We start from the raw sequence: 20352 nt of genomic DNA, 5'->3' as shown, positions 1-20352 counted from the left end.
TGAGGATTCAATGCCGACATTCGATCTTTCCAACACGCCTCTTCGCGAATTGAACAGCGCGCTACACGCTCTCTCCAAAGGTGCCAACGACACTGAATTCGAGGTCATCAACCCGCGCGGCAGCCATGCCGTCGCCGTCGGGATCGACAGCCCGGTGACGGTCGCTGTCAGGGGATCTGTCGGCTATTACTGCGCCGGCATGAATGACGGCGGCAAGATTACGGTTCATGGCTCGGCTGGACCGGGTGTTGCCGAAAACATGATGTCCGGCACCGTCGTCATCGAGGGCGACGCCAGCCAGTATGCCGGCGCGACCGGCCGGGGTGGCCTGCTCGTCATCAAGGGCAATGCCGCCTCGCGCTGCGGCATTTCGATGAAGGGCATCGACATCGTTGTACACGGCAGCATCGGCCACATGTCGGCCTTCATGGGTCAGTCCGGCCATCTCGTCGTACTTGGCGACGCTGGCGATGCGCTCGGGGATTCGCTCTACGAAGCCAAGCTGTTCGTCCGCGGTGAGGTCAAGAGCCTCGGCTCCGACTGTATCGAGAAAGAGATGCGGCCGGAGCATCTGGAAAAGCTTGCCGAACTGCTCGACAAGGCAGGCGTGACGGACGTCAGACCTGAAGAGTTCAAACGCTACGGCTCCGCCCGCAAGCTCTACAATTTCAACATCGACAACGCAGACGCGTACTGAGGCGAGGGACACTCATGAGCTATCACAACCCCTATACCCCGCCACGCAAGTCCGCGACTTTCGACGACTATACGCTCGCCGAAATCCGCCGCGCGGCCGCCACCGGCATCTATGACATCCGCGGCGCCGGCACCAAACGCAAGGTTCCGCATTTCGACGATCTGCTGTTTCTCGGCGCCTCCATCTCGCGCTATCCGCTCGAAGGCTACCGCGAGAAGTGCGATACGACAGTGGTGCTCGGCTCGCGCTTCGCCAAGAAGCCGATCACGCTCAAGACGCCGATCACCATCGCCGGCATGAGTTTCGGCGCGCTTTCCGGCAACGCCAAGGAAGCGCTCGGCCGGGGTGCGACGATCGCAGGCACGTCGACCACAACAGGCGACGGCGGCATGACGGATGAGGAACGCGGTCATTCGCAGACGCTGGTCTACCAATATCTACCGTCGCGCTACGGCATGAACCCGAAGGACCTGCGCCGCGCCGACGCAATCGAAGTCGTCGTCGGCCAGGGCGCCAAGCCCGGCGGCGGCGGCATGCTGCTCGGCCAGAAGATCTCCGACCGCGTCGCCAATATGCGCAACCTGCCGAAGGGCATCGACCAGCGTTCGGCCTGCCGCCATCCGGACTGGACCGGACCCGACGATCTTGAAATCAAGATCATGGAGTTGCGCGAGATCACCGACTGGGAAAAGCCGATCTACGTCAAGGTCGGCGGCGCACGTCCCTACTACGACACCGCTCTTGCCGTGAAGGCCGGCGCCGACGTCGTGGTGCTCGATGGTATGCAGGGCGGCACTGCGGCGACCCAGGATGTCTTCATCGAAAATGTCGGCATGCCGACGCTCGCCTGCATACGTCCGGCCGTCCAGGCGCTGCAGGATCTCGGCATGCACCGAAAGGTGCAGCTGATCATTTCGGGTGGCATCCGCTCGGGCGCCGACGTGGCGAAGGCGCTGGCGCTAGGCGCCGACGCGGTCGCGATCGGCACGGCGGCGCTCGTCGCCATCGGCGACAACGATCCACGCTGGGAAGAGGAATATCAGAAGCTCGGCACCACGGCCGGCGCCTATGACGATTGGCATGAAGGCAAGGATCCGGCGGGCATCACCACCCAGGACCCAGAACTGGCACAACGCCTCGACCCGGTTGCGGCCGGCCGCCGCCTCGCCAACTACCTCAAGGTCATGACGCTCGAGGCTCAGACGATAGCACGCGCCTGTGGTAAGAACCACCTGCACAATCTCGAGCCGGAAGACCTCGTTGCATTGACGATCGAGGCATCGGCCATGGCGCAGGTGCCGCTCGCCGGTACCAACTGGATCCCTGGCAAGGGAGGCTTCTGATTTCTACCGGCCGGGCAATATCCCGGCCGTCTCATATCCATAACCAAAGTGTCTCGAAGAAATCCAAAGGGGAACGAGAATGACACTGGACCTTGCTGCTTTTGCGAGAGACAAAGGCATCAAATATTTCATGATCAGCTATACCGACCTGTTCGGCGGTCAACGCGCCAAGCTGGTCCCCGCGGAAGCCATCGCCGACATGCAGAAGGATGGCGCCGGTTTTGCAGGCTTTGCAACCTGGCTCGATCTGACGCCGGCCCATCCGGACCTGTTTGCTGTTCCCGATCCTTCCTCCGTCATCCAATTGCCCTGGAAGAAGGACGTCGCATGGGTCGCCGCCGACTGCGTCATGGACGAACGGCCTGTCGAACAGGCACCGCGTGTCGTGCTGAAAAGACTGGTGGCTGAAGCTGCGAAGGAAGGACTTCGGGTAAAGACCGGCGTGGAGCCCGAATTCTTTCTCATCTCTGCTGACGGTTCGGTGATTTCAGACCAGTTCGATACCGCCGAGAAGCCTTGCTACGACCAGCAGGCCGTGATGCGTCGATACGATGTCATCGCCGAGATCTGCGACTATATGCTGGAACTCGGCTGGAAGCCCTATCAGAACGACCACGAGGATGCGAACGGCCAGTTCGAGATGAACTGGGAATATGACGATGTCCTGAAGACCGCTGACAAGCACTCTTTCTTCAAATTCATGGTCAAATCGGTCGCCGAAAAGCACGGCCTTCGCGCCACCTTCATGCCGAAGCCCTTCAAAGGCCTGACCGGAAACGGATGCCATGCGCACATCTCGGTCTGGGACGTCGATGGCAGGGTAAACGCCTTCGCGGACAAGGAAATGGCCTTTGGGCTGTCGGCTCAGGGTAAAACCTTCCTCGGCGGCATCATGAAGCATGCCTCGGCGCTGGCCGCGATCACCAATCCGACGGTCAATTCCTACAAGCGCATCAACGCGCCGCGCACCACCTCGGGCGCGACATGGTCGCCGAACACCGTGACGTGGACGGGCAACAACCGCACTCACATGGTGCGCGTGCCGGGACCAGGGCGCTTCGAGCTGCGCCTGCCGGACGGCGCGGTCAATCCATACCTCCTACAGGCGATCATCATTGCGGCCGGCCTCGACGGCATCCGCAGCCAGGCGGACCCAGGCCAGCATTATGATATCGATATGTATGCCGAGGGCCACCTGGTGAAGGATGCGCCGCGCCTGCCGCTCAACCTTCTCGATGCGCTGCGCGCCTTTGATGCCGACGAGGGCTTGAAGGCGGCAATCGGGGCTGAGTTTTCCTCCGCCTATCTCAAGCTCAAGCACCTGGAATGGAATGCCTACTGCTCGCATTTCACCCAGTGGGAACGCGACAGCACGCTCGACATCTGAGCAGCCGGACCGACGTCTTCGCCATGCCGGGTTGGACAGCTCGGCATGACCGGACTCTCTGTACCTGAAAGGGCGAAGGAAGAGACAGCATGAAGAGCTTCATACTTACCGTATCCTGCAAGTCGACGCGCGGCATCGTTGCAGCGATTTCGAGCTATCTGGCCGAGAAGGGTTGCAACATCATCGACTCCAGCCAGTTCGACGATCTCGATACCGGCAGGTTCTTCATGCGCGTCAGCTTCATTTCCGAGGAAGGACTTTCCGGTTCCGCAATCAGCGCCGATTTTGCCGCCGTCGCCGCGCCCTTCGCCATGGAATACGACTTCCACGACAGCGAGAGCCGCATGAAGGTGCTGTTGATGGTGTCGCGCTTCGGCCATTGTCTCAACGACCTGCTCTACCGCTGGAAGATCGGCGCCCTGCCGATCGACATTGTCGGCGTCGTCTCCAACCATTTCGACTACCAGAAGGTCGTGGTCAATCACGACATCCCCTTCCACCGCATCAAGGTGACCAAGGAGAACAAGGTTCAGGCCGAAGCCCAGCTCGTCGACCTCGTCGAGCAGACCGGCACCGAACTGATCGTGCTTGCCCGCTACATGCAGGTTCTCTCCGACCAGCTCTGCAAGCAGATGTCGGGCAAGATCATCAACATCCACCACTCCTTTCTGCCGAGCTTCAAGGGCGCCAATCCCTACAAGCAGGCCTATCAGCGCGGCGTCAAGCTGATCGGCGCGACCGCCCATTACGTCACCGCCGACCTCGACGAAGGCCCGATCATCGAGCAGGACACCGCCCGCATCACCCATGCGCAGTCGCCCGACGACTATGTCTCGATCGGCCGCGACGTCGAAAGCCAGGTGCTGGCGCGCGCCATCCACGCCCATATCCATCACCGCACCTTCATCAACGGCAACCGCACCGTCGTCTTCCCTGCCAGCCCCGGAAGCTACGCCTCAGAACGCATGGGGTGAGTCGGCAGAGGGTCGATGACGGGCGCCAGAAATCAATCGAATCTTAATCGATTCCGCCGCTGCGATCGTGGGGACAGGTCTTCGCTCCGATTACATGTGATGAATATTCACCTTTCAGAAATAATATTTATTTTCCGGTATTTGCGTCTCATCATCGACTGAATTGATTGGCGTCTCGTTAGGGAATTTCCCGTCTGCGTTAACCATTTGTTAACCATGTCAGCAGTAGACATGGTCAACGATTTCTTCACACAGATGACCAAAGTGCTAACAGACGCTCGCTCTATCCGCATCAAGGGCCGCTCCTTCCTGGCCGTCATGTTGTCCCCCGACCTTCCTTTCGATGATTGGTTGGCAAGGCTCGACGATCTGGCCTCCCGTTCGGCTGGTTTCTTCCTGGGACGCCCCGTCGTACTTGATGTGACGGACCTGCAGATCGATCGGCCGCAGCTCAAGGAACTCATCGCCGAGCTCGCCAAGCGCAATGTCAGCATCATGGGCATCGAGGGGGCGCGGCCTTCCATTCTCGGTGCAGGCATGCCTCCGGCACTCAAAGGCGGCCGCTCCGCTTCCGATATCGAGGTTCAGCCGAATGAGCCTGCGGGACCGGCCGGCAAACCGGCAGCGGCCGAGCCCCGCCCGGCAACGACCCAATCCATCGTCATTCGGGAGCCCGTGCGCTCGGGGCAATCGGTGATCTTCCCGGAAGGCGACGTCACCATCGTCGGCTCGGTCGCCTCGGGCGCCGAAGTCATCGCCGGCGGCTCCGTCCATATCTACGGCGCACTGCGCGGCCGAGCCATGGCGGGATCCGTCGGAAACGCATCGGCGCGGATCTTTTGCCGCAAGCTCGAGGCCGAGCTGGTGGCAATCGACGGCATCTACAAAATGGCGGAAGACATGGCCCCCAATCTTCGCGGACAGGCTGTTCAGCTCTGGCTCGAAGAGGATGCGATCATGGCGGAAAAACTGATCTGACGACAGCGCCGCGCGTCTTAAGAGACGCGCAAAGGACGCTGTAGCACTTTGAATTACTGCGGCCACGGCAAAGGAGAGAGAAATGGGGAAAGTGATCGTCGTCACGTCAGGCAAGGGCGGGGTTGGAAAGACGACCTCGACCGCCGCATTGGGCGCGGCGCTGGCGCAACGCAATGAAAAGGTTGTCGTTGTCGATTTCGACGTCGGCCTGCGCAATCTCGACCTAGTGATGGGCGCAGAGCGCCGCGTCGTCTACGACCTCATTAACGTCATTCAGGGAGACGCCAAGCTCACCCAGGCGCTGATCCGCGACAAGCGGCTGGAAACGCTGTTCCTGCTGCCGGCCTCGCAGACGCGCGACAAGGACAATCTGACAGCCGAGGGCGTCGAGCGCGTCATCAACGACCTGAAGCGCTATTTCGACTGGATCATCTGCGACAGCCCGGCCGGCATCGAACGCGGCGCAACGCTTGCCATGCGCCATGCCGACGTTGCCGTCGTCGTCACCAACCCGGAAGTCTCGTCGGTGCGCGATTCCGATCGCATCATCGGCCTGCTCGATGCCAAGACCGCCAAGGCCGAACGCGGCGAGCGGATGGAAAAGCACCTGCTGCTCACCCGCTACGACGTCAATCGCGCCGAGCGCGGCGACATGCTCAAGGTCGACGACGTGCTGGAAATCCTGTCCATCCCGCTTCTCGGCATTGTGCCTGAGAGCATGGATGTGCTGCGCGCCTCCAACGTCGGCGCACCGGTCACGCTGGCGGAAAGCCGCAGCCCGGCCGCCATGGCTTATTTCGATGCCGCCCGCCGGCTCGCCGGCGAAACCTTGCCGATTGCGGTCCCCGAGGAAAAACGGAATATCTTCGGCAAGATCTTCGGAAGGAGAGCGGCATGAGCATTTTCCGTCTCTTCAACAAACAGCGCACCGCACCCGCCGCCCGCGAGCGCCTCCAGGTGCTCCTCGCCCATGAGCGCTCGTCGGCAGGATCGGACCTGGTCTCCCTGTTGCGCGAGGAAATCCTTGCGGTCATCGCCAAACACGTCGAGCTCGACCACGACAAGGTACAGGTGACGATCGACCGCAACGAGTTTGTCTCGACCCTGGAGATCGACGTCGAAATTCCGCTGAACGCAGCGGTACAGGCCGCCTGAGCACGACGACAATTTCCAGTCCTGCTTTCTGAAAAGCCGCCAGGCAAACATGGCGGCTTTTCTATTGAGGGCGCCGGCAAAACTGTCCGCCTTTGGCGAAGCGGGCAACCTTCGTCACGCCGCGGCGAAAAGACTCAGCGGCCGCCTTCGATCTTGCGGTGGCGCTGGTTGATGCCGCCCTTGCCGTAGGGATAGTCCAGGGGTTGCGGGGCGCTGACCTCGTTGAGCTTCGCCATCTCCTCCTTGGAGAGTTCGACCTTCATCGCGCCGAGATTGTCGGCGAGCTGTTCGGGGGTGCGGGCGCCGAGGATGACCGAGGTCACGGCCGGCTGCGCCGCCGTCCAGGCGAGCGCCACCTGCGCCATGCTGACGCCGCGGGCTCTGGCGATCTCCTCGACCGCGCCGATGATCGCCCAGGTGCGTTCCTGAGCGTTGCGCGGCGCATATGATTCGCTACCGCGATTGGGGTTCTCGCCAAGGCGGGTGGCGCCGGTCGGCATCTCGTCCCGCTTGTATTTGCCGGTCAGCCAGCCGCCGCCGAGCGGCGACCACGGCAAGAGACCCATGCCGGCATCCTGGCAGGCCGCGACGATTTCGAGCTCGATGTCGCGCGCCAACAGGCTGTATTGCGGCTGCAGCGTCACCGGACGGGTATAACCCCGCGCCTTGGCGATCTCCGAAGCCTTGGCGATATGCCAGCCGACATAATTGGAGAAGCCGTAATAGCCGATCTTGCCTGATGAAATCGCATCGTCGAGGAAGCGCAGCGTCTCTTCGATCGGCGTCAGCGCGTCCCAGGCATGCATCTGGTAGAGGTCGATCTGCTCGAGGCCGAGGCGGCGCAGCGAGTCGTCGAGCGCCTGGCCGAGATGCCGGCGCGACAGGCCGATATCGTTGGGTCCGTTGCCCATCGGAAAACGCCCCTTGGTGGCGACGATCGCCTGGCGGGCCTCAGTCGGGCGCGCCTTCAGCCAGCGGCCGATGATCTCTTCCGACGTGCCGGCACTGTAGACGTCGGCGGTGTCGATGAAATTGCCGCCCCAGGCGAAATAATCGTCGAGCAGCTTGTGCGAGGCCGCTTCGTCGGCCTCCGCGCCAAAGGTCATGGTGCCGAGGCAATAGGCGGTGACGACGGTCCCGCTCGGACCGAGCTTGCGATAATCCATGTCTTCCTCCTCATGCGGATACCCGCGGCCGACGCGCAAAATCGTCGGGGTAGAAGCCGGGGCTCCTGCAATCAATGACAATATCGTGCTTGAAGCGGCCTCTGCCGCCGGATGAGGTATAGCGCCCCAAGCTGGGGTAGCGCGGGGGCGAGAGCAGAATAGCCAATCCCGCCCGTGCGACAAGTGGGAAAAAATATTTCCGACAACGTTTACGGATTTTGCCGAAACAGAGCAGCGATCAGATCGGCGGCGGCAACACCGGTCTCATAGGCGCCATGTGCCGTCGAATAACGGGCGCGCGAACAGGCTTCGCCGGCAAAGAAAATCCGCCCGTCATGCGGTGCGGCAAGGACCCCGCGCAGATCGGAGGCGCCGGGTTCCGCATAGGAATAGGAACCGCCGATATGAGGCGTCGCGGCCCAAGCCGAGACCGCCGCCACCGACAGCTGCTTGCGGATGTCGGCGCCGAATTGTGCCGCCAGCTCGTCCGCGGCGAAGGAGAAGGCAGCCTCTGCTCCCGCTCGCTCCAGATCATGGGCGAGATCGCCGGCAAAATAGGCTTCGACGACGGGAGCGCCGAACGGCCGCAGCTGATAGGTGCCGGTTGCACTGCGACTGGTCGAGCCGAGCATATGAGTATCCGCCGGCAGCGCCTCCGGATCGGCGAGGCCGAGGAAGAGCTTGTCGGCAAGCCCCAGCGGCAAACGAGCTGCCGCTTCGATCTTGTCGGGCAAGGGAGGATCGAAGACGATCTTGCCGGCGGCAAGCACGTTCGTGGAAACAGTGACGAGCACAGTCCGGGCGGTGATCATTCCCTGGCTCGTCTCGATGCCGATATGGCCGGCATGGCGGTGGTCGACTCCTCTTGCTTCGACGCCTAGCCTTGTCCGGAGCGGCGCACCATAAAGCGCGATCAATGTTCCGTAGCCCTGCCGCACACGCCAGTCGGGGCCGGCGCCGGGATCATATCTGTTGTAGTCGGCGATCGACGAGCGCTCCAATTCTGCGCCGGTGATGTAAGTGCCGATCGCCCGGATCTGGCCGTTCCAGCGACCGCCGGGCTGGAGCTTTGCTGCCAGGTCGGTATCGTTGCCTTCATGGCTTTCGAGGCGTTCGAAATAAGCGCCGATCGCCTGCTGCGCGGCGTGGGTCTCCGCATCGTCCCGCTGAAGCCGCCGCCCGCCGTTCCAGGGCGCGGGCGAGCGGTCGACCGTCAGACCGATCTCGCCGGCAATTGCCGTCCAAGCATTGGTTCGCGCCCCGTGCAGCCAACCGCAACCGAGATCGAAACCCAGATCGCCGGTTCCGGGAAGCCCGACCGTCCAGGCCCGGCCACCGAGACGGTTGCCGGCTTCGAGCATGAGGACGGAAAGACCGGGACGAATTGCCAGCAGGCGGCGGGCAGCGGCAATACCGGAAGCACCGGCGCCGATGATGACGACGTCTTCGTCGGCGTCCATGATGTCGTCACGGGGCATGGATTCTCCTTCAGCCGCTGATCCTCAGCTAAACTTTCCTGACCATGAAAGGCAAGGGCTGGGCATAGCGCGCCGCGGGCGATGGATTCGCCCGCGCCTCCGTGACATACAAGTTCGATGAGCGTGCACAGAGATTCGCAACTCGACATGTTTGCCAAGGCATCGCCCGCAATGGCCGAAGCACGCGGTCCATCGCGCCGGCGGCCGTCACCGCCGGCCCCCTCCGCTGAAGACATGGCGCGCGCACTCGAGGAGAGCGGCAATTACCGGATCCTGAGGAAACTCGCCGCCCGGCCGGTCGCGGTGGCGAGACAGCCTGGATTTTCGCGGCTCGGCGTCATCCTCGATACCGAGACAACGGGCCTCAATCACCGCAGCGACGAGATCATCGAAATCGGCGCCGTCGCCTTCACCTTCAGCGATGACGGCGCGGTCGGCGATGTGGTCGGCATCTATGGCGGCCTGCAGCAGCCCTCCAGGCCGATCCCGCCCGACATTACCAGGCTGACCGGAATTACCGAGGCCATGGTCGAAGGACAGGTCATCGACATGGCCTCACTGAGTGCCCTGATCGAACCGGCGGACCTCATCATTGCCCACAATGCCGGGTTCGACCGGCCGTTCTGCGAGGCCTTCTCACCCATTTTCGCCGGCAAGGCCTGGGCGTGCTCGGTTTCGGAGATCGACTGGAGCGCCCGCGGTTTCGAGGGCACCAAGCTCGGTTATCTCGTCGGCCAGGCCGGTTATTTCCACGAAGGCCACCGAGCGGTGGACGATTGCCATGCGCTCCTGGAGATTCTCGATCGACAGCAAGGCGACGGTGAAAGCCCCTTCGCCGAGCTGTACCGCGCCAGCCAGCGCTGCCGCATCCGCATCTTTGCCGAACACAGCCCATTCGAGATGAAGGATCATCTGAAGGCAAGGGGCTACCGCTGGTCGGACGGAAGCGATGGCCGCCTGAAATCCTGGTGGATCGAAGTCGGCGAAGACGATCTCGGTGACGAGCTTTCCTTTCTGCGGTCGGAAATCTACCGGTGGGAGGCCGATCCGCCGCTCGTCCGGCTGACGGCCTTCGACCGCTTCAAAGCCTGACGTCGGCCGCTGCCCTGTAGAACCCATGCAGTTATCGCATAGGTGCAGTGATGCATTGACGCTGCAACAACCGAGGGTCCCGTATTATATACAGCGCATCGAAGCAACCAAAGCGCCAAGGACTGGCAGCTAGGCTTCGAAAGCCCACGGAAAGGGGATCATCATGAACGTAGCACGCTCTTTCAACAATTGGCGCAAGTACCGTCAGACGGTCGCTGAACTGGGCCGTATGTCCAACCGCGAACTGGACGACCTCGGCATCGGCCGCGGCGACATCCGCAACGTTGCGCGCGCAGCCATCGCCCGCTAACGGCCGGACAGACCACCATTTCGAGACTTGCCCAGCGCCTGCTTCCTCCCAAGCGGGCGCTTTGCTTTTTGCACTTACCCGTCAGATGGCGAGCTGCCCGCTTTTCGCATAGCGCATAGCTGCCCTGCAAAGAAATGCCTATCATCTGAGCAGAAAATAAGTATGATTATATCAATCGAAGCGATGCACCTCCTCCCGCATCCCTTCGGTGATGCAGGCGCCTCATCCTCCTCCCAGAGTCGCCTGTGGGAACGACAGCACTCCTCCTCCCAGCTGTCGTTCGGTTTTTCCGAAAGCCTGCCGCACCTCCTCCCGCGGCAGGCTTTTTCGTTTTGGCGAAGGGAATAGCCGACCGCGCCTTGAACGGCCGTTTGCGCTCATCGCTTGGACATGGCGCCATCATCTCCGGCAGTCTCTCCACCCAGTTGCTTTGGTGTTCTTGCGGCATCGCGTCTCCTCAAGCGAGGCCGGACAAAGCTGTTGACACCAAACTTGTCGTACAACTATGTAACCGGATGGATACCGCCGCAGCGGAAAACGCCGGACGAGACGGCGCCGCGAGCGACAACGCCTGACGACAACGAAGCTGAAGGAAAATTGACATGCAGATCGACGTGAGGCACGCCTCCCATCCCGAGGCCGTGCGCAATTTTGACACGGAGACGCTGCGGCGTCACTTTCTGGTGGAAACCATCTTCGAAGGCGGCGAGATCCGGCTCACCTATTCCCATTACGACCGCATGGTCATCGGCGGCGCCACACCGCTCGGCGCCGGGCTGACGCTGACGGCGCCGACGGCGATCGGCCAGGAAACCTTCCTCGCCGAACGTGAGCTTGGTGCGCTGAACATCGGCGGCGCCGGCCGCATCATCGTCGACGGCACAAGCTACGACCTCGCCAAGTATGATTGCCTTTATGCCGGCAAGGGTGCCAAGGATATCAGGTTCGAGAGCGCCGATGCCGCCAATCCGGCAAAATTCTACCTGGTCTCGACGCCTGCGCATCAGTCGCATCCGACCGTATTGCTCACCCGCGAAAAGGCCCGTCACCTGACGCCGGGCGAGGCTGCGACGGCCAACAAGCGGTCGATCTATCAGTTCATCCACCCTGATGTCTGCCAGTCCTGCCAGCTCACGCTCGGCTTCACCATGATCGAGGCGGGCAGCGTCTGGAACACCATGCCGGCCCACACGCATGACCGGCGCATGGAAGCCTATCTCTATTTCGATCTCGAAGCCGAACAGCGCGTCTTCCACTTCATGGGCGAACCGCAGCAGACCCGCCATATGCTTGTCGCCAACGAGCAGGCGGTCATCTCGCCGCCCTGGTCGATCCATTCGGGCGCCGGCACCAAGAACTACAGCTTCATCTGGGCGATGGCCGGCGACAACAAGAGCTTCACCGACATGGATCACATCGCCATCGCGGATCTGAGGTGAGCGCCGTGGCAAATCCCTTCGACCTTTCCGGCAGGACCGCCGTCGTCACCGGCGCCAATACCGGCATCGGCCAGGCGATCGCGGCCGCCCTGGCCGAGGCCGGTGCGTCGATCGTTGCCGTCGGCCGCTCCTCGATGGATGAAACCGAGGCGCTGGTGAAGCAGGCAGGAAGCCGCTTCCACGTCATCAAGGCTGATCTCGGCACCATCGAGCCGGTCAAGGGGATCGTCGCCGAGACCATCGAGACCTTCGGCGGCCTCGACATTCTCGTCAACAATGCCGGCATCATCCGCCGTGCCGATGCGCTCGACTTCACCGAGGAAGATTGGGACGCAGTGATCGACGTCAATCTGAAGACGGCCTTCTTCCTGTCGCAGGCGGCCGGCCGCCACATGGTCGAGAAGGGCAGGGGCAAAATCATCAACATCGCCTCGCTGCTCTCCTTCCAGGGCGGCATTCGCATCCCCTCCTATACCGCCTCCAAAAGCGGCCTTGCCGGGCTGACAAAGCTGCTCGCCTGCGAATGGGCCGGCAAAGGCGTCAACGTCAATGCCATCGCGCCCGGTTACTTCGTCACCAACAACACGACGGCGCTGCGTGAGGATCCCGATCGCAACGCCGCCATCCTGGCCCGTATTCCGGCGGGACGCTGGGGAACGCCGTCCGAACTTGGCGGTGCTGCCGTATTCCTGGCATCGCCCGCATCGGATTACGTGCACGGGACGGTGCTGCCCGTCGACGGTGGCTGGCTGGCGCGGTGATCGCTTCGCCATCTCACGGTTCACAGCTGTCGTGACTCGCGTCGTCTTTTGCCTTTCCGGCCGGCATGCGCTAGCAAAAGCATAACGGCCGGCGCAGCCGCCCGACAGGCAGGATTCGACAAGGAATGACGGACAAGGACAACGCGCTTTTCAGCACCATTCGCCAGCCGTCGAACCTGCGCAGCAACCTTGCCGATACGCTGACGGCGCAGATCGAGTCCGGCGACCTCAAGCCCGGCCAGCGCCTTCCCACCGAACAGGCGATCATGGCGGCGACTGGCGTCAGCCGCACGATCGTGCGCGAGGCACTCGCCACCCTGCGCGCCAAAGGACTGATCACAACGCATCAGGGCCTCGGGGCTTTCGTCTCGGACGATCCGACACCGAGATCCTTCTCCATCATTCCGAATGACCTGCAGTCGATCGATGAGGTTCTGCGGGTGCTGGAGCTGCGCATGGGGGTCGAATACGAGGCGGCCGGTCTTGCGGCGCTGCGGCGCACGCAGGAAGATATCGACCGGATGCAGGACCGGCTCGATGCTCTGGACAGGGCGCTCGAAGAGGGCGGATACGGGGCAGAGGAGGATTACGCCTTCCACCGGTCGATCCTGGTCGCGACGCAGAATTCCTACTACGGCCGCCTCTTCGATACGTTCGGGAATATCATGGTGCCGCGGCAATGGGCGCGTTTGGACAAGATGACGGCTGCGGAGCGCAAGCGCCATGCCGCTCGCATGCGCAGGGAACACCACGCCATTTTCTCGGCGATCCGCGACGGCAACGAACCTGCCGCGCGGCGCGCCATCCGCAGCCATCTGTCGAAGAGTGCCGCCCGCTTCGAAGAACTGCGCGACGCAACTGGCCCGTCCTGAACGTTCACATCTTGAAGGCCTTGCGTGATTTTCCCGCTGAACAACGCAAATGAAGAAAAGCGTTACAGGCCGTCCTCATCAGATAGCCAAATCCGCAATTGGCCGACCGGCTTGAAACCCAGTTTTGTCATTGCGTCTAGTGCTTCATCACGATCGTATCCGACAAGCGGCAGCTCGGGTGAAAAGGCGACAGTGGCCAACGAGACGGCATCCCGGAAGACCTGCGGCGTGCCAGCCAAGCTAAAGATGTTGGAGATCCCGACAGCCTCGGGTGATCGATTTACGATGCAGCCCGCATCAAAGCCGCCGCCGGCGCATCGGCCGTAGATATGGATGTCGGGATCGAAAAGCAGAGCCAGTGTGAAGACCTTGGCATCTGTGGGGCTGCCTGACTGTTTCCACGAATGTTCCCAGCGCTGCAGGGCTGCCCCATCGCGAATGCGTACCCAATCTTGCGGCGCAGGCGCAGAAATTCTGTGAGGTTCAGCCCAAATCCACGATGCGGAAAACAACAACCGGAACCCTTTGTTGACGAGGTCGAGTCTGGAAAACCCGTCTTTAAGACCAGGGCGCCCTCCTAGCCGATCTGTCAGCCGACCGATTTCAACCAGTTGCTCCTCCGTTGCATTCCGGTCGAGTGTTGTCATGTTGGAATAGTATGGCGGTGCGATCGCGTCGCTTGACCAAAACGCGCTGGTTCGTTGATCAGGCAGTCCGTGGGCACGGAAAACCGCCTGATAGAGGTCTGCATTGTTAGCGGCGCAAATACGCGCTTTTTCTGCATCGGATCGTGCGGTGTGTTTTAGGATTTTGCTTTGTGAGGAGTTGCCTATCATAAGAAATCCTGTTGCTCGGAGCGGCGCGGAATCCCTCGACCTGCAGAGAGGAACACGGGCCACATAGGACTTTCTCCAGCCGTTCTCTCTTGCCGTTGTTTAGGGCTTTCTCAATAGTGTCCCCTTGTCTTCGGCTTCATCAACCGCCGCCAGGCGCTGTGATCCGTCTGCAGATCGACGGCGGCATGCGCCGCGGGCAGAAGCGGCGTGCGCCTGCGCCTGCCGAAGCGTCGTTTGAAGCCGAGAATATTTTCGACGAAACTCCTGGTGTAGAGGCCAGGTCCGCTCGAATAGATGCGCCAACCGCCGTCGACGGCAATCTTTCCGGTCTTGGCGCGCGCCCATTGCGCCGCCGCCTGATAACGGTCGGGGAAAGCCGCGTCGCTGCTGCTGAAATAGGTATTGCGCTGGCGCAGTGAAGCATGCGGCAAGGCCGTCGTGACGGCGATCGGATTGACGACGGCGATTGCCTTCCACAGCTCTTCCGCTTCCGCCTCCAGCGCCAGCGTTTCGCAATAGCGCAGATGCGCATGCACATACATCAGCCCGATCTCGCGGCCGAAGAAGGACGAGGATTCGGCCCGGCGAAACAGCGTTTCGGGCCCGCCGGAATAGGTCGCCGGCCTTTCCATCAGCCGCACGCCATCGGGGAAGAGCAGGTGCTCTTCGATCAGCCGCATGTGATGCCGCCTCTGCGCCGGCGTGAACAGCTTGCCGAGCATCGCCTGCGTCATCGAGATCAGCGAGAAGGAAAGGCCGGTGCGTTTGTCACTCGGATGCAGCAGCAATTCGACGCCGTCATGGGCCGGATCGAAGATGCCGTAGCCGGCGACGACGCCGTCACGCACGAGATGCCGGTTGAAATCCCGGCGCATCGCGGTTGCGATCTTCCTTAGCGCCCTGGCCTTATCATCAAGGCCGAGGCGGCGCAGAATGGCGGAATACCGGACGATCTGCTCATAAAGCAGAGCAACTGTCCAGCTGCTGACCATCCAATCGCGCAGATGCGGATCGGCCGGCTGCAGTGAATCGTTCCAGTCTCCCTCGCCATAGCGGATCAGATGCGTTCCCGGGATGAACTGTGTGCGGACGGTCTCGAGCAGCTTCTCGACATGGGTGGCGATGGCATCGGCCACGGGCGCCTTCTGCATGGTCTTTTCGTCGCGCCAGGATACCTTCTCGTCGAGGATGGCGAGATCGCCGGTCGCTTCGATATAGTCGCAGAGCGCTTTCAACGGCCAGACGATGACATCGCCGTGACTGTCGCCCGCCCGGATGTTGGCATAGGGCTCCAGCATGAACCATTGCGGCCAGTCGCCTTTTTCCAGATATTGTTCGCTAAAGACGGTCTTCACCACCTCCCTGGCTTCACGGTCGTGCTCATAGGCGAGCAGGAATTCGATCGGTCCCTGGCAGGCGTCGCGCGTGCCCCAGGCAGCACCGGTGTATTGCTCCAGGCCGTGCGGCACGCTCAGATGCACGATGGCGTCATGCGCGAGCCAGGGCAGGAGGGTCGCCTGGGCAGCGAGATCGGGGGAAGAGCTGTCGATCGTCATGCCGCGCACGGCGTTGCGCCAGAATGCCGATGCCGGCGCAAGCATCGCCTCATTGGTGACGCCGCCCTCGTAACGCTGCGCCAGCCGTTCGGCTTCTTCGGCATCGGTCATCGAGCCGACGACGGCAAAGGAGAGCGCCCGCGTCGGCCGGGACTTGAGTGCGATGAACGCGCCGTTGCGCGCAACGCCATCGGCATAGAGGAGCTCGTCGCCGCCGATCTCATCGATGGCGTCGGGTGTCGGACTCACCAGCCAGTAGACGGCATCGGGATAACGCTCGCCCCAGAGCCAGGCCGGGTCCGGCCGGAAAGAGATGCGTTTACGCTCAGGATCGAATTCGATCTGCCCGCCAGCGTCATATTCGCGCTCCCCGAGCACGATATGGCCAAACACCAGGAAGCGGCACGGCTTGCCCTCCACGGAAACGCTCCACTGCATTGCCGCATCCTCGCCCGAAGCGACCGCCGTGACGATGATCCTGCGCTCCGGGCACTGATAGATCCAGCGGCAGTCGCTCAGTCCCATTTCGAAAGCCGACGGCGCCGCCATAAGCCGCCAGCCCGCGCCGAGATCGGCCATGATGCGCAGTCCGCTGGCGCGCGTCAGATTGTAGGGATCGCGCGACACCGAAAAGAGCTTGTGGAAGGACGTATTGCCGATCGTCAACTGCGCGGCGAAAATTCCTTGCATCCAGCAGCTGGCGGCAAGGGTGGTATCGTCGAGCAGCATGTTTTGGCCGCTCCGCACGATGGCGCCATGGCGCCGCGCGACGATGAGTTCCTTGTCACGCAGGACGACGTGGCGGTTGAGGACGCCATCCGGCACGAAAAATGAAAGAAGCTTTCCATGCGCGCGCTCTTCGAGGCTCCGCTCCGGATAGAGCTGTCGGATCGCCTTCAGGTCCAGCGCCTCGGCCTCCAGCAGGGGCGCATCCTGGAGCAGGCTGCGAACGGCCGCGGCCCCCTCCGGATCGGCAATTGCACTCTCCGGTGCCGCGATACCGTCAAGCCGCGAAAGGTCGGCATCGCTCGAGGCCTCGGGATGATCGGCGGCGAACAGGGCAACGAAGGTGGCTGTCGCGCCGTCTGCTGACACGGAAAGCGGCCTCGACTGAATGGCGGGACATGCCGTCTCCTGCTGCCGCCGTTCGCCCGGAAGGCTGCTGCCGAAGGGCCCGACCAGATGGTCGCCCTGCCGGTGCTTCGCCTGCACCAGCTGGATCGCATCCGTGGCGTAGGCGGCCGCGCCATCGAAGCATCCCTGGACGAGCCAGGGATTGCGGGCGCCCGACTGCTTGAGATTTTGCCGGTTCATGACGACCGGGCCGAATGTCTCGTGATCGGCGATATGGTGATCGACATATTGCGAAGCATAGGCCTCGCTGTTCATCAGGAAGCCGCGATCGCCGAGACCGACGTCCTGGACGAGCACCAGATCCACCGGCAGCGTTCCCTTCTTCGGATGCTTGAGCGAGACGCGCCAGAACCAGGCCGTTTCGGAAGCATGAAGCTCGAGGCGGACGGTGTAGCTGATATCGCCGGCCTTGCCCCTCCAGGAAAAGCTCGTCGCATCGTGCCCGAAGCGGCTATCGGCGCGAGGGCCGACGATCTCGACGACATCAGGCTTGGCGCCGCCGATGCGCAGATAAAGGCGGCTGATGCCGCCGTAGAGCGGCGAGCCCTGGATCTGATTGATCTGCACCGCCCCCTTGTCGTCGGCATATTCGATGGCAAACAGCGTGCCGTTCGGCAAAGCTGATATCGACAGGCCGGAACCGTTGCTGATCGCAAGGAGACCCAGCTCTTCGCGTCGTGGCATTTGCAAACTGCGCTTGAGGTTCAGGGCCATTGAGATCTCGTCGATTGATATCAGAGGGGAATCAAAGGATGGCGTAAAAAGATTGAGAGAAATCTTACCGGTGATGGGAAGACCGACAAGTTGCCGCGGCTGATAAACTCACATCAAAGTGCTACCGAAACTCGCCTACAGCGGAACAGAGTCAGGCAGAGCGGATTAGAAAACGAAAATATAACGGCGGTGCAAATTGCTACCGCCACTTTTCGAGGAGAAATCCCGACCGTCCTTGAACGGGATCCGTATCGGGCAGGGGTACTGACGAGATTTTCGCCAACATTTCGCTTGAAGCAGCCGAAGTCTGAATATCGGCATGCTGCCCCTTGGGATAAGCGCCGATGACCTCGAAGTCCGCCGTGCAGCCGAGGTTTTGGTGTCCGGTTCCGGCTGGAAGCACCAGACAGTCACCCGCCGCGACGTCGAGAGCTCGACCGCCGGGACCGCCGATCAGCAGTCTGGCGCCGCCACGTGCAATGCCCAGCACTTCATGAGCGCCGGAATGGTAGTGCTGATAATCGAAGACACCGTTCGTCCAGATGCCGGTCCAACCATTTGCCGCGAAACGACTTTTGAAATCAGCAGGTTCATCATCGGCAAGATAGAGCAATACAGGCAGACGAGGGTTGTTCGGGACCCAGCCGCTCGGTTCGAAAATGATCGTCTCGGTGTTCATACCAACCTCCCAATGCCAATGGCTTCAAAAGCCAAACTTTTGGCGAGCGCCGGCGGTTCCACCATGGACTGGGCTTCGTCACTGAGGGTCTTCGCCCGGCGCCGGCCGCCTGGCGAAGCGGACTGAGAGCAGGGCGCAGCCGGTCAGGACGGCGACGACCATCCAGGCTTCGTTGATCGCCTGAACGCTAGCCGCTGTCTGGACCAGCGGATCGAGCGTCGCCATCGTATCCGCATCGAAGCTGCCGCTATGTCGTGATATGATCTCGGCAGGCACGCCGACAAACGTGGCCGCCTCGATGTCGCCGGCCTGGAGGCGTGCCCAGAGGTTTTGTCCCAGCGGCTCCGAGCGTGTGTAGATGATGGTGTCGATCAGCGCGATGCCGATGGCGCCGCCGAGATTGCGCATCAGATTGAAAAGCCCGCTCGCATCGGGAACGCGATCGGCCGGAAGCGTGCCGAGCGCCAGCCGCGTCGGCGGCAGCAGGCAGAACATGATGGCGACGCCGCGCACGACCTGAGGCCAGAACATCGCATCGTAATCCGAGCGCGGATCCTGAAACGCGCTCATGCCGACACCGATCGCAAACAGGGCGAAACCGGCGGCCGAGAGCAGCCGTGCATCCATGCGCTTCTCCAGCGCAACAGCGACTGGCGCCGTGACCAGCTGTGCGACGCCGGTGACCAGCATGGTCACGCCGATCTCGAGGGCGTCGTGTCCCCTGATGAAAGCGAGAAAGACCGGCATGAGATAGACCGAGCCGAAGAGGCCGATGCCGAGGATGAAGCTCAGAACCGAGCCGACCAGAAAATTCCGATCGCCGAAATTGCTAAGATCGACGATCGGCCGGCCTCGGCGCAGTGTTCGCGTGATGAACGCACTCCCCGAAAGAAGGCAGACGGCCAGCAGGCTCAGCACATAGGCCGAGGTCCAGCCGCTGGTCGGCGCCTCTTTGAGGCTGAGTTCCAGCGCCGTCAGCGCTGCCGCCATCAACAGGAGCGACAGACCGTCGAGATGCCTGAGCTCGGAGGGATCGGCTGCCTGCCTCGGAAGGAAGCGAGCCGCCAGGGTCGCCGAGGCAATCCCGGGAAGGATGTTGATCAGAAACAGCCAGTGCCAGGAATAGGTTTCGGTCAGCCATCCGCCGACGATCGGGCCGACAGTCGGCGCAAGCACCGCAAGCACGCCGGCAATCGTCGTCGCAAGCGCTTGCCGCATGTCTGGAAACAGGATGAACACGGCTGAAAAGACCGAGGGGATCAGCGTCCCGCCGGAAAAGCCCTGAAGCACCCGCCAGGCGACCAGCGCGCCGAAGCTGCCGCTGGCCGCACAGCCAGCGGACGCCGTCACGAACAGGGTTATGGCGACGACGAACAGCCACCGCATCGTCAGAAGCCGCGTCAGCAGGCCGGTCAGCGGGATCGCGACCACCTCGGCGATCAGATAGGCGGTCTGTATCCAGCTCATCTGATCCGGATCGATATCAAGCGCCGACTGGATGGTCGGCAGCGATGTCGCCACCACCTGAACGTCGAGGATCGCCATGAACATGCCGACGCACATGGCCAGGAAGCCGAGCCAGACGATGGCGGGCCTTCCATCAGGACGAGCAGCTTCAAGTCGTTCCGACATGCGAGGATCCCGCCAGCGCGGCAATGTGTGCATCGGTGAGAAATCTAGAGCCTTCATGATTGCGATCGAAACGATCGCCATGTCAACCGGCAGAGCGAGGAGATCGTCACCAGCCCGGCGTTGGTCGCTCATGCCCGAAACGCGACCGA

At 62.1% G+C, this 20352-nt stretch carries 18 protein-coding genes; 12 read left to right on the top strand and 6 right to left on the bottom strand.

What is annotated here, in order from left to right:
- Positions 1-10: 10 nt before the first annotated feature.
- The 7 genes from ACQ7C1_RS15745 to minE all read left to right on the top strand — a co-directional run bounded on the left by ACQ7C1_RS15745 (position 11) and on the right by minE (position 6534).
- Positions 11-697 carry a GXGXG domain-containing protein gene (locus tag ACQ7C1_RS15745; RefSeq protein WP_183702062.1) on the top strand — a complete coding sequence of 229 codons (687 nt, stop codon included), beginning with the start codon at positions 11-13 and terminating at the stop codon, positions 695-697.
- Positions 698-711: 14 nt separating this feature from the next.
- On the top strand, positions 712-2040 hold the full coding sequence (locus ACQ7C1_RS15740; RefSeq protein ID WP_285195083.1) for an FMN-binding glutamate synthase family protein: 1329 nt from the start codon (positions 712-714) through the stop codon (positions 2038-2040).
- Positions 2041-2119: 79 nt separating this feature from the next.
- On the top strand, positions 2120-3427 hold the full coding sequence (glnT, locus tag ACQ7C1_RS15735; RefSeq protein WP_097598747.1) for a type III glutamate--ammonia ligase: 1308 nt from the start codon (positions 2120-2122) through the stop codon (positions 3425-3427).
- A gap of 89 nt (positions 3428-3516) precedes the next feature.
- Positions 3517-4401 (top strand): formyltetrahydrofolate deformylase, encoded by an 885-nt coding sequence (gene purU / locus ACQ7C1_RS15730; protein WP_430958937.1) that lies wholly within the window; start codon positions 3517-3519, stop codon positions 4399-4401.
- A 255-nt stretch (positions 4402-4656) separates the two neighbouring features.
- A complete protein-coding gene (gene minC, locus ACQ7C1_RS15725) occupies positions 4657-5379 on the top strand; it encodes a septum site-determining protein MinC (RefSeq protein ID WP_430958999.1) in 723 nt (240 codons plus the stop codon).
- An 82-nt stretch (positions 5380-5461) separates the two neighbouring features.
- Positions 5462-6277, top strand: a complete 816-nt coding sequence (gene minD, locus ACQ7C1_RS15720; protein ID WP_430958936.1) for a septum site-determining protein MinD — start codon at positions 5462-5464, stop codon at positions 6275-6277.
- Positions 6274-6534 (top strand): cell division topological specificity factor MinE, encoded by a 261-nt coding sequence (minE, locus tag ACQ7C1_RS15715; protein WP_430958935.1) that lies wholly within the window; start codon positions 6274-6276, stop codon positions 6532-6534. Before minD ends, minE begins: the two co-directional genes overlap by 4 nt.
- Positions 6535-6668: 134 nt before the next feature.
- Here the strand turns inward: minE and ACQ7C1_RS15710 are convergent, their stop codons facing one another.
- Positions 6669-7700 (bottom strand): aldo/keto reductase, encoded by a 1032-nt coding sequence (locus ACQ7C1_RS15710; RefSeq protein ID WP_430958934.1) that lies wholly within the window; start codon positions 7698-7700, stop codon positions 6669-6671.
- Between the two features lie 209 nt (positions 7701-7909).
- Positions 7910-9178, bottom strand: a complete 1269-nt coding sequence (locus tag ACQ7C1_RS15705; protein ID WP_430958933.1) for a flavin monoamine oxidase family protein — start codon at positions 9176-9178, stop codon at positions 7910-7912.
- A gap of 117 nt (positions 9179-9295) precedes the next feature.
- Between ACQ7C1_RS15705 and ACQ7C1_RS15700 the strand changes: the two genes are divergently transcribed.
- The 5 genes from ACQ7C1_RS15700 to ACQ7C1_RS15680 all read left to right on the top strand — a co-directional run bounded on the left by ACQ7C1_RS15700 (position 9296) and on the right by ACQ7C1_RS15680 (position 13652).
- Positions 9296-10270 (top strand): 3'-5' exonuclease, encoded by a 975-nt coding sequence (locus tag ACQ7C1_RS15700; RefSeq protein WP_221156552.1) that lies wholly within the window; start codon positions 9296-9298, stop codon positions 10268-10270.
- Positions 10271-10433: 163 nt separating this feature from the next.
- Positions 10434-10580: a DUF1127 domain-containing protein gene (locus ACQ7C1_RS15695; protein ID WP_085781186.1), complete on the top strand. Its 147-nt coding sequence runs from the start codon at positions 10434-10436 to the stop codon at positions 10578-10580.
- Positions 10581-11182: 602 nt separating this feature from the next.
- Positions 11183-12019, top strand: coding sequence for a 5-dehydro-4-deoxy-D-glucuronate isomerase (gene kduI / locus ACQ7C1_RS15690; protein WP_430958932.1), 837 nt, complete (start codon positions 11183-11185; stop codon positions 12017-12019).
- Positions 12016-12780 (top strand): 2-dehydro-3-deoxy-D-gluconate 5-dehydrogenase KduD, encoded by a 765-nt coding sequence (kduD, locus tag ACQ7C1_RS15685; protein ID WP_430958931.1) that lies wholly within the window; start codon positions 12016-12018, stop codon positions 12778-12780. The genes kduI and kduD overlap by 4 nt, the downstream gene beginning before the upstream one ends.
- A gap of 125 nt (positions 12781-12905) precedes the next feature.
- Positions 12906-13652, top strand: coding sequence for a FadR/GntR family transcriptional regulator (locus tag ACQ7C1_RS15680; protein ID WP_430958930.1), 747 nt, complete (start codon positions 12906-12908; stop codon positions 13650-13652).
- 62 nt (positions 13653-13714) lie between these two features.
- On the opposite strand, the gene ACQ7C1_RS15675 is transcribed toward ACQ7C1_RS15680, so the two are convergent.
- From ACQ7C1_RS15675 to ACQ7C1_RS15660, 4 genes are all read right to left on the bottom strand, one after another.
- On the bottom strand, positions 13715-14488 hold the full coding sequence (locus ACQ7C1_RS15675; RefSeq protein WP_430958929.1) for a hypothetical protein: 774 nt from the start codon (positions 14486-14488) through the stop codon (positions 13715-13717).
- Positions 14489-14598: 110 nt separating this feature from the next.
- Positions 14599-17892, bottom strand: coding sequence for a GH36-type glycosyl hydrolase domain-containing protein (locus tag ACQ7C1_RS15670; protein WP_430958928.1), 3294 nt, complete (start codon positions 17890-17892; stop codon positions 14599-14601).
- A 199-nt stretch (positions 17893-18091) separates the two neighbouring features.
- Entirely contained in the window at positions 18092-18571 is a 480-nt protein-coding gene (locus ACQ7C1_RS15665; protein ID WP_430958927.1) for a cupin, read from the bottom strand.
- A 78-nt stretch (positions 18572-18649) separates the two neighbouring features.
- Entirely contained in the window at positions 18650-20203 is a 1554-nt protein-coding gene (locus ACQ7C1_RS15660; RefSeq protein ID WP_430958926.1) for a DHA2 family efflux MFS transporter permease subunit, read from the bottom strand.
- Positions 20204-20352: the final 149 nt, after the last annotated feature.

Source organism: Rhizobium sp. Nf11,1 (assembly GCF_050587665.1).
Classification (GTDB): domain Bacteria; phylum Pseudomonadota; class Alphaproteobacteria; order Rhizobiales; family Rhizobiaceae; genus Rhizobium.
Note: the sequence above shows the minus strand (reverse complement) of the source record. Positions and strands in the feature narration are given on the sequence as shown.